The organism is Campylobacter showae (assembly GCF_900573985.1).
GTDB lineage: Bacteria > Campylobacterota > Campylobacteria > Campylobacterales > Campylobacteraceae > Campylobacter_A > Campylobacter_A showae_E.
This window is the reverse complement of record NZ_UWOK01000001.1, coordinates 902,221-917,803: the sequence shown is the minus strand read 5'-3', so window position 1 is coordinate 917,803 and position 15,583 is coordinate 902,221. Positions and strand designations below refer to the sequence as shown.

General features: G+C 47.6%; 15 protein-coding genes. 6 read left to right on the top strand and 9 right to left on the bottom strand.

The features are described from left to right. The first annotated feature begins 112 nt into the window (after positions 1 to 112). Entirely contained in the window at positions 113 to 1,435 is a 1,323-nt protein-coding gene (locus EE116_RS04580; protein ID WP_122873425.1) for a right-handed parallel beta-helix repeat-containing protein, read from the top strand. Positions 1,436 to 1,452: 17 nt separating this feature from the next. Here the strand turns inward: EE116_RS04580 and EE116_RS13030 are convergent, their stop codons facing one another. Together EE116_RS13030 and EE116_RS04575 are read right to left on the bottom strand one after the other, a co-directional pair. Next, entirely contained in the window at positions 1,453 to 1,578 is a 126-nt protein-coding gene (locus EE116_RS13030; RefSeq protein WP_277418945.1) for a hypothetical protein, read from the bottom strand. Between the two features lie 158 nt (positions 1,579 to 1,736). After that, positions 1,737 to 2,654, bottom strand: a complete 918-nt coding sequence (locus tag EE116_RS04575; RefSeq protein ID WP_122873424.1) for a 3'-5' exonuclease — start codon at positions 2,652 to 2,654, stop codon at positions 1,737 to 1,739. A gap of 63 nt (positions 2,655 to 2,717) precedes the next feature. Between EE116_RS04575 and waaC the strand changes: the two genes are divergently transcribed. Genes waaC through rfaQ form a run of 4 tightly spaced genes read left to right on the top strand, consistent with a single transcriptional unit; the run spans position 2,718 to position 6,433 of the window. Next, positions 2,718 to 3,704: a lipopolysaccharide heptosyltransferase I gene (gene waaC / locus EE116_RS04570; protein ID WP_122873423.1), complete on the top strand. Its 987-nt coding sequence runs from the start codon at positions 2,718 to 2,720 to the stop codon at positions 3,702 to 3,704. Next, on the top strand, positions 3,697 to 4,590 hold the full coding sequence (locus EE116_RS04565) for a lipid A biosynthesis lauroyl acyltransferase (protein WP_122873422.1): 894 nt from the start codon (positions 3,697 to 3,699) through the stop codon (positions 4,588 to 4,590). Before waaC ends, EE116_RS04565 begins: the two co-directional genes overlap by 8 nt. Then, positions 4,584 to 5,348: a glycosyltransferase family 2 protein gene (locus tag EE116_RS04560; RefSeq protein ID WP_122873421.1), complete on the top strand. Its 765-nt coding sequence runs from the start codon at positions 4,584 to 4,586 to the stop codon at positions 5,346 to 5,348. The genes EE116_RS04565 and EE116_RS04560 overlap by 7 nt, the downstream gene beginning before the upstream one ends. Next, positions 5,345 to 6,433 (top strand): putative lipopolysaccharide heptosyltransferase III, encoded by a 1,089-nt coding sequence (gene rfaQ / locus EE116_RS04555; protein ID WP_122873420.1) that lies wholly within the window; start codon positions 5,345 to 5,347, stop codon positions 6,431 to 6,433. The genes EE116_RS04560 and rfaQ overlap by 4 nt, the downstream gene beginning before the upstream one ends. A gap of 365 nt (positions 6,434 to 6,798) precedes the next feature. Here rfaQ and EE116_RS04550 read toward each other — a convergent pair whose 3' ends face one another. The 3 genes from EE116_RS04550 to EE116_RS04540 form a co-directional block, all read right to left on the bottom strand. Then, positions 6,799 to 7,563 (bottom strand): hypothetical protein, encoded by a 765-nt coding sequence (locus tag EE116_RS04550; protein WP_122873419.1) that lies wholly within the window; start codon positions 7,561 to 7,563, stop codon positions 6,799 to 6,801. A 175-nt stretch (positions 7,564 to 7,738) separates the two neighbouring features. Continuing rightward, positions 7,739 to 8,497, bottom strand: a complete 759-nt coding sequence (locus EE116_RS04545) for a polysaccharide deacetylase family protein (RefSeq protein WP_122873418.1) — start codon at positions 8,495 to 8,497, stop codon at positions 7,739 to 7,741. Continuing rightward, positions 8,487 to 9,824 (bottom strand): hypothetical protein, encoded by a 1,338-nt coding sequence (locus EE116_RS04540; protein ID WP_122873417.1) that lies wholly within the window; start codon positions 9,822 to 9,824, stop codon positions 8,487 to 8,489. The genes EE116_RS04545 and EE116_RS04540 overlap by 11 nt, the downstream gene beginning before the upstream one ends. Positions 9,825 to 9,987: 163 nt before the next feature. Here EE116_RS04540 and EE116_RS04535 point away from each other — a divergent pair, with 163 nt between their 5' ends. Continuing rightward, complete coding sequence (locus tag EE116_RS04535) at positions 9,988 to 11,277, top strand: glycosyltransferase family 9 protein (protein WP_122873416.1); 1,290 nt, start codon at positions 9,988 to 9,990, stop codon at positions 11,275 to 11,277. Here the strand turns inward: EE116_RS04535 and EE116_RS04530 are convergent. From EE116_RS04530 to EE116_RS04515, 4 genes are read right to left on the bottom strand one after another with little or no spacing between them, the layout of a single operon-like run. Beyond that, positions 11,225 to 12,412 carry a glycosyltransferase family 4 protein gene (locus EE116_RS04530; protein WP_122873415.1) on the bottom strand — a complete coding sequence of 396 codons (1,188 nt, stop codon included), beginning with the start codon at positions 12,410 to 12,412 and terminating at the stop codon, positions 11,225 to 11,227. The two genes, EE116_RS04535 and EE116_RS04530, sit on opposite strands and share 53 nt — an antisense overlap. Next, positions 12,409 to 13,482, bottom strand: a complete 1,074-nt coding sequence (locus tag EE116_RS04525; RefSeq protein ID WP_122873414.1) for a glycosyltransferase family 9 protein — start codon at positions 13,480 to 13,482, stop codon at positions 12,409 to 12,411. The genes EE116_RS04530 and EE116_RS04525 overlap by 4 nt, the downstream gene beginning before the upstream one ends. Further along, positions 13,469 to 14,521 carry a glycosyltransferase family 4 protein gene (locus EE116_RS04520; protein WP_122873413.1) on the bottom strand — a complete coding sequence of 351 codons (1,053 nt, stop codon included), beginning with the start codon at positions 14,519 to 14,521 and terminating at the stop codon, positions 13,469 to 13,471. The genes EE116_RS04525 and EE116_RS04520 overlap by 14 nt, the downstream gene beginning before the upstream one ends. Further along, positions 14,518 to 15,450 carry a glycosyltransferase family 9 protein gene (locus tag EE116_RS04515; protein WP_122873412.1) on the bottom strand — a complete coding sequence of 311 codons (933 nt, stop codon included), beginning with the start codon at positions 15,448 to 15,450 and terminating at the stop codon, positions 14,518 to 14,520. Before EE116_RS04515 ends, EE116_RS04520 begins: the two co-directional genes overlap by 4 nt. Positions 15,451 to 15,583 lie beyond the last annotated feature (133 nt).

Below are 15,583 nucleotides of genomic sequence, written 5' to 3'. Positions count from 1 at the left end.
AAATTTGACGTTTAAATTTGCAAATTTAAGCAAAGATTCTTAAACGAACTTTTAAAAATTTTACTATTTTACTGCTATAATAAACTCGTTAAATTTACACGAGGAGACGACGATGCCTAGTATCAAAAAAGCCGCCTTGTCTTGCCTTTTTAGCGCATTTGCCCTGCTCGGACACGCAGCCGAGCTCTACGTCTCAAAAGATCTGGGCGACAACGCAAACGCGGGCACCAAAGAAGCGCCGCTAAAAAACATCGAAAAAGCCGCTCAGATAGCCCAAGACGGAGATAAAATTTACGTCGCCGAGGGCAACTACTACGGGCTAAGAGACAAGGGCTTTATCATCATTAAAAAGCCCATCGAGATCTACGGCGGCTACTCCAAGGACTTCGCCGCGCGCGACGTTTTAAAGTACCAAACACGCATCACGCCGCCCGCGTCCGCTAACGGCACGGGCTCGTCAAATCCGCTAGTCGAGATGGACGTTGTCGCAGCGCCAGGAGAGAGGCTCGTTTTTGACGGCATTATCTTTGACAAGGGCAACTCAAACGCCTATGACGCCAGCAGAGGATGGCCACGAGGCGTAGAAACAGGCATGCTCGTCCTGCCGCCCGGAGTCGGTCAAAACGGCAAGACTACAAACGTCATTACGGCCGCCAAGCCGCTTTTGGGCGGTAAATTTTTAGGCGGCGGCGAGCTTGCGATACGAAACAGCGTCTTTAGCAACGGCAACAACTCCGCAGTGAGGCTGGGTGCTCACGGCGAGGTAAATATCACAAACAACGTCTTTGTCGCAAACGCCATCAGCGCCTGCGAAATTTGGGGCGCGAAAAATCAAGCCGACGCCGCCAAAATCGACTTTAGCTACAACACCATGCTTTTTACGTGGCCGCGAACGGCTAGCTTTGGCGACGGTGGCCAAGGCTTTAAGGTCATGACTAAAGCAGACGTTGTCATCCGCCGCAACATCATCGGCCTCTCGGCCTTTGCGGCGATAGAGCGCGCCCGTATCGACAGCCCCGTAGCCATGGAAAAAGGGCGAAAAGTGCGCGTAAACGACAACCGCTTTTTCCTCAACAAAAAAGCCGACGTAATCCTGCCGGGGCTCGGACTTTTCGAGACTATATTTGCAAAGGATTTTGCAGATGTGGATCTCTTTGACGAGGCGGTCGGTAACGAGGAGCTAAAGGACGATAAAACGCTGCGAAAAGCCATAAATAAGGCGTATTTGGAGGGATTTTTGGACGCTTCGTACAAAGAGAGCGTGGAATACGATCCAAACTCGTTTACAAACGAGCTAAGAAGGGTGTTTGGGATAAATCAAATCGCGACGGGACAAAGCGAAGTATCGATGTTTGCCAACAAATATCCGCTAAAAGACGCGGTTAAGCTCTTTGGCGCGGTCGAAGGCTACGGCGCGCAGGAGATAAAGTACTGATTTGCCAGGCGTTTTGTCTAGAAATTTGACGTTTGCGGGATTGTTTTCGTGCCGTCTTTCGTCAAATTTGATTTAATCGTGGCAAATTTTACGGCACCGCATTGCACATCTATCGTTAAATTTGACGCCATGCGCTTTTGCAAATTTTAAACCGCTTACAAAATAAAATTCGCCGAGCAAATGCGAGCCTACTCGGCACTCAACCGCGCCAAATTTGACCGCACCCTAAAAACATACGCGTCAAATTTACCAAGCCCGTGCCGTTTCGAGCCGTTTTGGCCTGCCAAATTTCGCTAACCTCTCACTGCTCGTCCAAATTTATCTCGGGCATATTTTCTTCGGTGTAGTACTCCTCTGCCCCGGCCTGTTCGCCGTCTTCGTCAAGCTCGGGCTCATCCTCGTAGTTTTGCGTCTCAAGGCGCACTAGTTCGCGATCGACCGCCTCGCAAAAAACCGGCGTATAGCCCATCTGAGCGCAGTTTGCCGCTAGCCACTCGCTCATCACCGAGATATCGTCGGCGTAATCATCCAGCGTCAAATTTCCGCGCAAAAGCTCGTATTTTAGGAAAAGCCAGTAGGTGTTTAGCACGTCGCTTTCGCAGTATTCGTTGATCTTATCTATCTTGCCGTCAAAAAACAGCTCCATCACCTGATCGCCGTGCACGTCGTATTTACCGGGCAAATTTAAGCTAGCGCAGAGCGTGTCCAGCTTTAGCCCGCGCACGGAGCCAAACTCGCTCACGTGGTCAAGCAGATCAAAGTGAAATTTACCGCTGTATCGATCGCGGTAGTTGCCGTCCCATTTGCCTTTGCCAAGCTCCTTGTTTTCGACCTCGTAAAAGCTCGGAAACGAGACGTTGTACCTCATCGCGCGCATTAAAATCATCGGCAGGTCAAAGCCGCGCCCGTTAAAGCTCACGAGACGCGGGTTGTGCGAGTTTACGAAGCCGATAAATTTATTTAGGATTTCGCGCTCGTTTGCGCCCTTCATCGTGCTTACGCGCAAAAATTTACCGTACTCGTCCGCCATCACAGCTGAAATCGCCACGACGCAGTGAAACATCACGGGTAAAAACTCGCTTCCACTTGCTGCTTTTTGCGCGGCAAACGCCTGCCTCGCCACCTCCGCGTCGCTTCCCTCAAAGCCGTAAATTTTACGCAAAAGCGCGGTGTCCGGCACCGTTTCGCAGTCAAAAACGCAGATATAATTTTTAGCCATTTCAAACCTTTTTTAGCTATTTTTGCCTAAAATGATAGCTAAAAATCTTTATAAAAGCGGTAAATGAGTAAAAATTTAAGCCCAAACATCGCCGTTATCAAGCTCTCCGCCCTGGGCGATATCGTCCATGCGACGACCGTGTTGCAGTTTATCAAAAAGCACTTGCCGCAGGCTAAAATTACGTGGTTTGCCGACGCTAAATTTAGCGAGATTTTGTTTCTTTGCCCGCAAATTTCGCGCGTCGTATCGCTACCGCTAAAAAACGGCGAATACAAAAAAAGCTTGCAGCTGATCGCCTCTGCTAAGCAAGAAGGAAAATTTGACTACGTCATTGACCTGCAAGGGCTTCTTAAATCCGCCGCAGTTGCGAAGCTTCTTGGCAAAAACAGTTACGGATTTGATAAATTTAGCGCCAAAGAACCGCTTGCGGCGCTGTTTTACAAGCATAAATTTAGCTGCGACTACGCCCAAAACATCATCTTGCGAAATTTGGGCCTTACGGCTTTTGCTCTGGGTTTTAGCTTTAGCGAGGATGAGATTTTAGCCAAACAGCCTTGTTTTAACGCCCAGCAAATTAAAATTGAAAGCTCGAAAAAGAAAATTTTGATCGCTCCTTTTGCTAGCGAGCCCAGTAAAATTTACGATAAATTTGAAGACGTTATCGCCCTACTAGACGAGCCGCAAAATGAAATTTTCGTCTGCTTTAACGGCGAAAACGAGGAGAAAAAAGCCATAAATTTGATCAAAAACTCAAACGCAAAACCGCTAAGCTTAAGCCTAAAAGAGCTCGTAAATTTTATCTCGTCCTGCGACCTTGTTATCGGCAACGATAGCGGCGTGACACATATCGCATGGGCGCAAAACCGCCCCTCTATCACGCTTTTTGGCAACCGCCCCGCAGAGCGAAACGCCTTTGCGAGCCCCATAAATTTAACGCTGGACGCGGGCAAAAAAATAGACGCGAAAAAGATAGACAAAAGCGACTTTTGCGTGCGAGATATCGCGCCGCAGGCTATCGCAAGCGCGGCAAAAAGGCTACTTGATGCGTGATTTATTTTACCTTTGGCTTTATAGATTTTTTAAATTTATCTTTACCGTTACGCCCACGTTTTTGCTGGATCCTTTTTTAAATTTCATCGCATTTTTGTTTTATAAATTTGACGCTAAGCACACAAAAATCATCAGAGCAAATCTAAATTTTGCCTACGCGGGCGAGCTCACGGCCGAGCAAAAAGAGCAAATCATAAAAGACACGTACCAAAACTTCGCCAAATTTGCGGTAAATTTTATAAAAAATCAAAACGCGAGCAAGGAAAAAATCCTAGAAAAAGTCGAATTTAAAAACTTAGAAATCTTTCAAAACGCGCTCGCATCGGGTCGTCCGATCATCGTACAAACCGCGCACTACGGGCAGTGGGAGCTCTTTTCGCTGGCGATGGCGGCCAAATTTGGCGGCGTTAGCATCGTCGGACGCGCGCTTGATAGCGCGGTCATGCAGCGCATTTTGGCGGCAAACCGCACCCGCTTTGACATCGAGCTCATCGACAAAATGGGCGGCGCCAAGCAAATCCTAAAAGCGGTTAAGGCGCGCCGATTGGTCGGCATCCTAGTCGATCAAAACACTGCAAAAGACGAGGGCGTAGAGGTCAAATTTTTCGGGCGAAAAGTCCTACATACGCCCGCAGTTAGCATTTTCGCGCAAAAAACGGACGCTCTCATCGTGCCCGCATTTATCCGCGAAAAAGGGCCAAACCTCAGCGAAATTTGCTTTTTCCCGCCGATTGACGTTAGGGGTTTTGATAAAGACGAAGCCGTACTAAAAGCCACGCAAGCGCAAGCTGACGCCACCGAGGCTGCCGTACGCGAGAAGCCCGGCGAGTACTTTTGGTTTCACAAACGATTTAAGCATTTTAACGAGGAAATTTATAAATGCTAAGCGTCGTTATCCTCACGCTTAATAGCGAAAAATACCTCGCCGAGGTGCTAAAAAGCTGCGAATTTGCAGATGAAGTCGTAGTCGTCGATAGCGGCTCGCAGGACGCTACGGAGCAAATTTGCGCGGGGTTTAAAAACGTCAAATTTCACAAGCAAAAATGGCTGGGATTTAGCGCGCAAAAGCAGCTGGGCGTGGATCTAGCGCGCAATCGCTGGGTTTTCGTGCTAGATAGCGACGAGGTGATTTTAGAGCCGCTGAGGGAGGAAATTTTGCAAATTTTACAGCGTCCCGAGTTTTGCGCATACGAGGTGGCTCGCGCAAATATCTTTTTCGGTAAAGAAGTGCGCACTATGGGGCTTTATCCAGACTGCACGGTTAGGCTGTTTGACAAGACGCGGGCGGAATTTGACGGGCGAGAGATACACGAAAAGGTCGTTTTAAAAAGCGCGGCGAAAACGGACGAACAAACCTCGGCAAACGGCACAAATTTAACCGCCGCCAAAAATCAAATCGGCAGGCTAAAAAATCACTTCAAACACTATGCCTATGATAGCATCGAGCAGTTTATCGCCAAGCAAAATCGCTACTCGAGCCTGGGCGCAAAGGGCGCAAAATCAAGTAAATTTAAAGCCATTTTAAATCCCGCGTGGACGTTTTTTAAGCTATTTTTTCTAAAAGGCGGCTGGCGCGAGGGCTGGCGCGGCTACGTGATAGCAAGGCTTTACGCGCAATACACATTTTGGAAGTACGTAAAATGAAAGATAAAAAAATCAAAATTCTAGTTATGAAATTTAGAAACATCGGCGACGTGTTGCTCACGACTCCGCTCATCGAAAACCTGCGCCGCATCTACCCTGACGCGCAGATAGATTTCGCGCTAAACAAGGGCACGGAAGCGATGATCGAAGGCAACCCGAACATCCAAAACATCCACGTCTACGACCGCGCAAATATAAAAGAGGTCGGCTTTTTCAAACGACTTTGGCGCGAGCTAAAGTTTATCCGCACCATCAAAAAGCAAAAATACGACATCGCCGTGCAAACCACGACGGGAGACCGCGGTATCATCGTCGCCAAATACGCCAAGATAAAAACCATCGTGGGCTTTGAGGGCAAAAACAAGACCGTAAATAAAATAATAACTCACAAAGCCCCTAAAATAGGCGGCCTACGCCACACCGTGGATAGAAATCTAGACGCCTTAGCCGCGCTCGGGCTTGAGCCTAGCGGCAAAAGAGTGAGCGTGTATTTTGATCCAGAGTGCATCAGTCATCTAAATTTGCCGCCTAAATTTATCCACGTGCATCTAACTAGCCGCTGGATGTTTAAGTGCGCGGACGACGAAACTATGGCTGCGATAATCGACTTTTGCGAAGAGCTTGGCGTGCGCGTAGTGCTGACGGCCGATAACAACGACGCCGAGCTAAAAAAGCTAGACGACGTGCTGGCGCTGTGCTCCTCTAGCCCCGTAAATCTAGGCGGCAAGCTCACCCTAAAGCAAACCGCCGCTCTATCAAAGCGTTCCGCGATGTTTATCGGCGTGGATACGGCGATCATGCACCTAGCTGCGGCTAACGACGTGCCCGTGATCGCGCTGTTTGGGCCTAGCGGGGCGTTTGAGTGGGGGCCGTGGGATAACGAACTAGACGCAAACGGCTACACGCAGCGCAACGGCAACCAAACTATGGGCAAGCACGCGGTATTTCAAAAAGACTGGGACTTCGTGCCGTGCGACAAAGAGGGGATGATAAAGCACGGCGTGGAGCGAACGCTGATGAGATTTGAGGGCGAGGAGCTGGAGGCGATAGAGAGGAAAATCAGGGAAAATTTAAGCCAAAGCTAAGCAGGCTTTGTAAATTTCGGCCGTTTTGGCTAAATTTTACGAGCAAATTTGAGCCTCGAGCGGTAAATTTGGCTGTTTTGGTCAAATTTGACGATCAAATTTATCGGCCGAGCTTGTCATAAAGTCAAATTTGGCTTGAACACTAGCCGTCAAATTTGACCTTCTTGATTTTATAAATTTGAGCGCTTAAATTTGACGCCTAAGCCTTCTTTTCATTAAACATATACGAAATCACGAAAACGATCAGACAAACGGGCGCGAACGCAAATGCAAACGGTGCATAAATTTAGGCGCTAATTTTTAAAATTTTAGAAATAAAATTTGCGCGGCTAAGGCTTTTTAAAATTTTGTTTTGAAGCGATCTTTCAACCGACTTTTGCTTCTCTACTGCGTAAATAATATTCTTCCAATGGATAATTTAGATTTCCGCAATTATCGAATTCCTTACCCTCTTTTTTTGTATCAAATAGTATTACTTTGCTCCTGTCTTCATAATGTTTTTTAGTAATAACATCGATTTTTGCTCTATTATATAAGTATTCGCTGTGATTATAACGTAAGTAATTTTTATTAACTAAAACAAATTTATCTAATAATAAATAGGCTATAACTGTTTTGTCATCGCCATCAACACGAACTATCGGCCTATCAAATCCGAAACCTGCGCCGTCTGAAGATATTTTTAGATATTTTTTCGGATCGGTTTTTTTAGCCTTTAACTCTTTCATAAGTATCTCCTCGGTCATTTTTCCATCTTTATAATACTTTTGTAATAATTCAAACCAATTAGATAAATTTATATTTTCTAATTCATAATATGCAATTTCATATGTGCTGTGCCAAGAACTACCGTAATTGTAAGTCCTATAATCGTCAATCATTTGATCTAGTTTTAGCTCATAATCCAAATACTGCCCTATCGCTCTTTTATACAGCTCCTCTCTCGGCAAAATTCTATTCTCTTTGAGGCAGTATCCTTGCTTGTATTTGTTGTAGTCGGGAAGGGAAACTATCGCAAAGCCTTGCGAAGTGGAGTAATCGGGCACGATGCGAATAAATGCTGCACAGAGTATCGCCGCTAGAAGTAGTACTACGGCTAGGATTTTAAATTTAAATTTGTGAAATTTCATAATGACCCTTTAAATGTCACTAGTAAAGCAAACACATATCTCTCCGCCCCGTTAAATTCTACCTTCGCTCCAGCTCCGCGTTCATCGCCCTGAGCTTTTTAAATTTGAGCCGAATTTATGCAGACCGAGACAAATCCGCCAAAACTCCAAATTTTACTCAAATTTAAGGCAAATCTTACTTTTTTATCTTCGAGTATATCCCGCCCAAAATGTCGTTTTGATAGATAAAAAGCGTGCGCTTTAGCCACGCAGCGTCCTTTTTAGCGGCGATGCGCTTGATAGCCGATAGGTCGCCGTCTGGTCTGTTTATACCTCGCTGCGTCGTGAAAAACGCCTCGTAACCGGCCTGCCTAGCTAGACGCATCAAATTTTCGTCGTATTTGCCGCGCGGCCAGCACAAAAGCCTATCCTCGATGCCCAAATTTTTGCGCATAAACTCGCGGCACCGAGCGAAATTTTCCTCAGGCGGGAGCGCACCGAAATACTCGTCAAAATGCGTGTGCGTATGCGAGTGAAAGTCAAAAACGTCCCGCATAGCAGCTATCTCGTTAAGGTTCAAAAACACGTCCTGCGGGCGCTGGGGCGCTGCTTTTTTGTATTCAGAGTGAGTTAGCTCAATAAACTCGCCCCGCCGCATACTCGCGCGCTCGATCCACTGCGTCACTAAAAATATCGTCGCCCGTAGCCCAAACTCGCGCAAGATCGGGTAAGCGTAGACGTAGTTATCCTTCCATCCGTCGTCAAAGGTGATGAGGACGCTTTTTTTAGGCACGGCCAGTTCGCCTTTTTTGTACAGGGTAAACTCCGCCGCGCTTAGAGTTTTGTAGCCCGCCTCCGCTAAAAACCGCATCTGAGAGGCAAAATCCTCTACGCTAGAGGCGATAAATCCGCCCTTTTTTAAAACGTGATGATACATCAAAACGCTAACACTCAACGCCACCTCCTTTAGCTCCCGTCCGCGCAGCTAGCAAGACGAAAAATCCTAGCATATAAAACATATAAAGTATGCGTAAATTTATCGCCTCAAACAGCCCGCGCACGCCGAAATAACACACAAGCGAGATAAAAATCGCCGCAAAAAGCAGCTCGCGCGAGCGCAAAAAATGCCTAAACGAATATGCTAAAAGCGAGATAAAACCGCCAAGTAGCAGCGCCGTACCGACCGCGCCGTAGTAGTAATAGTGCCCGATAAAAAACGGCTCGTCGTTAAACCAGTACCGCTCGCCGTTTGGCCTCGTCTGCATCATCGAGATATGCGCGCCTTTGTCCGCCTCGTCACGCAAAAAGGCGTCGTACTGCTCCTTGCCGTATCCAAGCCCCGTTATCGCACGCGGACTCGCAAAAAGTAGCGGCAATCGCTCCTTTAAAATCAAATCGCGCCCCGAGCTAAAGCTAAGCCCCGCAAGGCGCTCCCTCATGCTCTCATTTTCGAGATTTGCCTCGCTCACTATCCCGATCTGCAAAAATTTATACATCGCAGTAGGCGAGCTCAAAACCGCCGCCGATGCGCCCGCGACGCAAACGGCGAAAATAACGGCAAAGAGTTTAAATTTACGTTTCGCTTCGCCGCCTAAGATATACAAACAAAAACCAAATAAAACAAAACAAGCCAGTACCGCACCCCAGCTACCTCTAACGCCGCTCAAAATATCAAGCCAGGCGGCCGCCAGACAAAGCAAAGCTACCAAAATCCGCGCCCAAAGCCGCCTAAAGATAAAAACTCCCGCCAGCGCAAAAGGCAAAAATCTATCCACGTAATCCGCGTACGCTCGGCGCACCACCCGCGCGTCAAATTCGCCCGCGCTGCCTAGCCTCTCAAACTCGCTAAAAAGCGGTGCGGCGTAGTAGATGCTAATAACCGCAAAGGCCGCTATCAGCGCGTAAAAAAAGGCTTTTGACTGAGCGGCCTCGCCGTTTGCCGCGACGTAGACGATGAGCAAAAACGCAAATCCGCGCCCAAACTCCCCTGCCGCATCGCCCAGAGAATCAAACTGCGCCGCGTAGGGAAAAGCCGAGATCAAAAACGCGTAAAAAGTAAATGCGATAAGGCAAAATGCGGGCACGCGAGAGATGCTAAAATTTGCGCCGACTCTTGCGGCAAATCGCGTCCTATCCGTGAAATAAAGCCAGATCGCGCAGACAAGCGCGAGATAAAGCGAGACATTTTTCGCCGCCGTCATACGCGGCATATGCTCGCAAGCGATAAAAACGCAAACGAGATATAGCGCGGCGTTTTGCAGGCGGTTTTGCAGTTTCGTCATTTTTTTCCTTAAATTTTAAACGCCCATTATAACGATAAAATCATTAAAATCCAGTAAGCGGTTTTTGGCTAAAATTTACTTGCGCTAGCTCAAAAACCGGCCGTAAATTTATAAATTTATGCTAAATTTAGGCTAAATTTTATAAATAATAAAGGCTTACGTTTTGATATATTTTCTCATTTATTTGCTGATTTACCCGTACCTTTTTGCTATGAAAAAACTAAAATTTAAAGGCGAAAAAGGCAAAATTTTACTCATCCAAACCGCAAAAATCGGCGACTACGCAAACTCAACCGTGATTTTTGAAAAGCTGGGCAAATTTGACGTGCTAATCGACGAGATAAACCTAGCCTTCGCAAAACACGACAGCCGAATAGAAAAGATATTTACGATAAATGACGTAAAGCGTAAAAAAACCTCAAAAATTGGACTCGCGCTTGAGCTTTTTTCGCGCGGCTACGAGAGCGTCTACGTGCTGATGCCAAACAGCTTAAATCTCTTTTTGGCGCGCTGCACTCTAGCTAAAAACATCGTCGCCGTGCATCACTACGCTGCCTCCAGCGACTTTGCCCTGCTGGCGCTCGGTATGAAAAAAGTGCCGCACACTCTGCAAGATCTCACGCTGCTAACCTACCTAAAAACTGTCGGCGAGAGCACGCTAAAATATGAAAAATACTTGCAACAACCGCTCGTTGTTCCGCGCGAAAATATCGTAAAAAGCGGTAAATTTAAGATCGGCGTGAGCCTAAGCGCGGGCAATAAAATGAAAACGCCGCCAAAGAAAACTTGGGAGAAAATCTTTGAAATTTTCGCTAAATTTGACTGCGAGGTTTATATTTTTGGCGTAGGCGAGGAGGCAGCGCTGCTACAAAACCTGCTCGCGGAAAATACGGACGAAAAGCAGACAGAAAATCCTAGCGACCGACAAATTTGCGCGGATTTGACTAGCAACAACGCGAGCGAAATTTACGGCGATCTTGAAAATGTAAGCGGCGAGCAATCAAAGGCTCAAATCTGCAGCGAAAAGGGCATTAGCAGTGGGTCAAATTTGAGCTCGCAAATTTGCGATACTTACGTAAAAAAATTCGGCGAAAACGAGCTAAAAATCATCTCTTTGATAGGTAAAATCAAGCTTGAGGAGTTGCCGTTTTATCTCTCGCAGATGCAGCTTTACGCGAGCTCAGATACGGGCAACTACTACGTCGCAGATAGCGTGCGCACGCCCACGATCTGCCTGATGGGGCCTTGTTTTGCCAGCGAGCAAAGAGGCGTCGCCGACTCACTCGTGATCAGCTCGCGTCTGCCGCCCGTTAGCTCCGTGTTTAAAACCATGCGCGATATCGACGCGAGCGCGTTTTTCGAGCTTAGCGACCAAAACCTCGCAGACATCGAGGCCTTCGTCAAAGTTCGCTATATATCCTATCTATCCCGCGAAGATAATTTTCTATGCTAAATGCCTTTATAACGGCATCGTCGGGGCTTTTTGAGCTGGGTTTGCGCAGGCTCTCAAAGCAGGCTAAAAGCGCGTCCGAGCTTCTTTGAACTATAAAAAAATCTTGCTTTTTAGAGGAGATTTCATAAATCTCCCTTATGACGGCGATATCAGAGTACACCGCACCAAGCCCGCAACCAAGCGCCTCGATGACGACTCTGGGCAGTCCCTCATCGCTGGAAAATCCAAGCACGTAGTCGCACGCGGCATAAATCTCGTCCATCTTGGAAACAAAGCCTAAATACTCGGCCTTACCTGATCTTATCAGCGCGTCAAATTTGGCTTTCGCGTCCGCTTTTAGCTCGCCTCCGCCTGCAAAATAGACCTTTACATCGCTTCTTTTTAGCCCCACAAGCGCGTCAAAAACGAGCTCGTGACCTTTAAGCGTCAAGAAATTTGCAGGCATTACGATATTTATTTTTTCGGCGTCAAATTTGGCTTTTAGGGTGCCGTTTTTATCGTCGCCGCTATTTTTTAAATTTGACCGAGAACGGCTCAAATTTTCGCTCGCCTCAGATTTTTCCCGCTTTAAAACTGGCGCCTCTACGGGATTATAAACCACGTTTTTAGGCATATTTATCTGCGCGGCGTAAAAATCGTAAGTAGCGTTTGAAACACAAACGGGCGTAAATTTTAGCTGCTTTAAAATCTCAAGCTTAAAGGGCTCGACGGCCGAGTTTTTACGCAGGTGTTGGACTACCGCGATATTTAGGGCGTTTGCGGCGGCGATATAGGCGAGATTGGTTGAAAAGTGATTATTTAGATGAAGGATATCGGGCCGCACCTGCCGTAGCAAGCAAAGCGCGTAGTCGTAGTCTTTTTTGTATAGGTATTTTGCCAGCATTTGCCTACCAAGCGCGCGCAAAAGCTCTTTTTTTGGCTTTGAGGGTTGCTTTTTTGGCTCAAATTTTATAAATTCCGCCCCGACCTCTTCGATGATTTGCGAGATTTTGCGTCCGCCCGCCTCGTAATCAGTCTCAAAAAACGCGCATAGCTCGTACTTTTGCTGAGCGGCAAGCCCCCGCAAAAGATACAAAAAGCTCTTCGTCCCGCCGCCGTATTCTCGCCCCGTATCGACGAACAAAATCTTTTTCAAATCATTTCCTTTAGTATCTCCCAGACCTCGCGCGCCTCGATTTGCAGCATGCACTCCTGAAATTTGCAGTTTTTGCCGACGCAAGGCGAACAGGTGCGCGGCTTTTTGATAAATTTATGGATATTTTCGTCAAAATCAGGGTTTGAGTTTACGGGCGAAGCGACGGCAAAAAGCCCGATCGTAGGCGTTTTTAGCGCGGCTGCGACGTGCAGCGGGCCGGTATCGGGCGTGACAAGCACGTCAAGCCTAGCTATCAGCGCGGCAGCCTCTCGCAGACTAAATTTACCCGCCGCATCTATCACGTGCGCGCTTCTTAACTCCTCGTCTAACTGCGCGGTCATCGCTCGCTCGACGGGGCTGCCCGTTAGCACGATGACGGCGTCCGTGCGCTCCAAAATAATTCCCGCCAGCTCCCGCCAACGCTGCCAAAACCACTGCCTGGAAACCGTGCTAGCCCCCATCTGAAAGCCGATAAATTTGCGTTTGCCGTCTTTTTTTAGCATTTCATCGACGCGGGCGAAATCCTCATCGCGCAGATACAAATTTAGCCTCGTGTCGCGACTTTCGATACCTACGAATTTAAGCTGTTCGAGGCGGTTTAGTACGACGTATCGCTCATCTCCGTATGGCTCGGGCGCGTTTGAGTGAAAGGGACTAAATTTATTGCCGGCATTTGGCAGCTTAAAGACGTATTTGGCCCCGCTTAAAACGGCTAACGGAGTGGCCTGCGGCTCGTTTGAGTGCAGGATAAAGATGATGTCCGGTTTTATCTTTTTTAGCTGCGATAAAGCGCGTAAAAAACCGCCTTTTTTGCCGTCGTAAAGCAAAATTTCATCGATATTCGGATCGGTTTTAAAAAGCGGCGCGGTAGATGGATTTAGTAGCGCGACAGTGCGTACGTGCGGGAAATTTTGCCGAAAAACGCGAAAAACGGGCGTGTTAAAAATCGTATCGCCAAGCGCGGTGTTACTAAAAAAACAGACCGTTTGGACGGACTGCGTAACCAGCTGCGTTTTGCGCACGCTTTTAAAGTGCAAAATAAGCCGCGCCGCGCTCTCAAAGAGCTTCATACATCGCTTCCGTCTGCGCGACCATCGTCTCTATCGAGAAGTTTCGCACGATAAATTCCCTCGCGTTCGCGCTAAATTTCGCCCGAAGCGCAGCGTCTTCTATCAGCGTTTTTATAGCCACTTTGAGCGATTCTTTGTCGCCGTTTTTAAACAAAAGCCCCGTTTTGCCGCTGCTTATCGCCTCACCGATACCGCCCGCGTCGCTACCGATGCAAGGCACCCCGCACGACTGCGCCTCCAGTAGCGCCGTGCCTAGCGCCTCCATCTTTGAAGGTAGCACGAAAACGTCAAAACTGCCCAAAAACTCGCTCACGTCGGTGCGCGAGCCTAGCATATAGATGTTTGGCGTTTTTATTTTTTTTAGATTTTCCTCCTGCGGACCGTCGCCGACCACGACTAGAGCGGTATTTGGTAGATCTAGCTCGCTAAAAGCTTCAAACAAGAGCTGGTGATTTTTCGCCGCGCGCAAAACCGCCACGATACCGACTACGACGCAGTTTGGGCTCAAATTTAGCTCTGCTTTGATATCTTTGGCAAAATTTGGATTAAACCTTGCCGTATCCACGCCAGTATAGATAACGTCTATCAAATTTCCCCGCACGCCCTGTGAGATGAGCTGGGCTTTTACGGCATTTGAGACGGCTACGATTTTATCGTTTACGTTGTAGCTAAATGCCGATCTGATCGGCGTTTGCAGGTGTCTGGTGCGCACTACTTTAGCGCCCGTTAGCTTTGCGACGATCGCGCCGATGTTGCCGTCCTTGCCAGAGTGCGTGGCGATGATCGAGATACCTTTTTCGCGCACGAAACGGCAAATTTTAAAAATTTCAAAAATATTATAAACCTTGCTCAGATTAAATTCCACAAATTCGCAATCAATGGGCTTTTCAAAGCTTTTTGAGCCGGGATTTAGCGCGTAAAATACCTTAAATTTATCCTTATTTAGTCCGTTTATGACGCGCTGCGTGCGGTGCTCCTGACCGCCGAATCCTAGCGAGCTTTCAAGCTCTAGGATGTTGATTTTGTCCGTCTTTTTCATATATTTTTGACCGCCTCGTAGATTTCCTCGTCCGCCGCGTCCTGCGCATTTTTACTAGCGCTTTGCAGCACAGCGCACTCCGCTCCGCCGTAAATCGGAGCCCAGCGAGAGGCGTCCGTTTTACCAAGCACCAGCACCGTTTTTACGCCAAGCGCGGGAGCCAAATGCGCTACGCCGCCGTCAAGCGTGAGGACAAATTTAGCCGCCCAAATGTAGCCTGCAAGTTCATCTAGGCTCGCAGTCGAGGCAAACTCCACGCCCGCTTCTCGCGCTACTTTTTCGCCTAGTTTCGCATCCTCGGCACTAATGGCTACGCGTCCGAAATTTTGCTTTAAAAATCCCAAAATCCGTAAAATTTTAGCCTCGTCCATACGGTTTTGCTCTACTCTTGAGGAGACGTGAAAAAATACGAAATCCTTAAATTTCTCGCTTTTAAAGCTCGGTACGTAAAGCGTCTTTTCCCCGTCAAATTTCGCTCCCAGCGGTGCGGCTAGCTCATAGCAAAGCAGCACCTCGTGAGGAGGCGGATTAAAGCTTAGTTTATGCGTTATCAACGACCCGCCCTCGTTTTGCTTTGCCGCTCCTATCGTCGTTTTAGCTGCGGCGGCTCTGGCAAATATGGCGGCAGAAGGCGAATAGGCGCTTCTAAAAATCACCGTCGCATCGTATTTTTCGCGGCGAATTTGAAGCAAAATTTTACATTTCCCCCAAAACGCTCGCACCTTTGCCGCCGCTCCTTTTACGTGCTTTGGTTTAGTGTAGATATATATTTTGCTTAAAAATGGATTGCCGCGAACGACGCATGCGTTTAGGCTATTTACCACGATGTCGATCTGCGCGCGCGGATGAGCCTTTCGCAGCGCTTCAATCGCTGGCGTCGTGCAGATGAGATCGCCGATGTTATCGTTTCTAACGAGCAAAATTTTCACTATTTTCCTTTTTTTGCGCGATTATACCTATTTTACGCTTATACTTATTTACGTCCGCATCCGTCACACGCCCGGCATAACCTAAAATTCATCAAAAAACTTATAAAATACCGCTAAATTTTAAAAGGCGAAC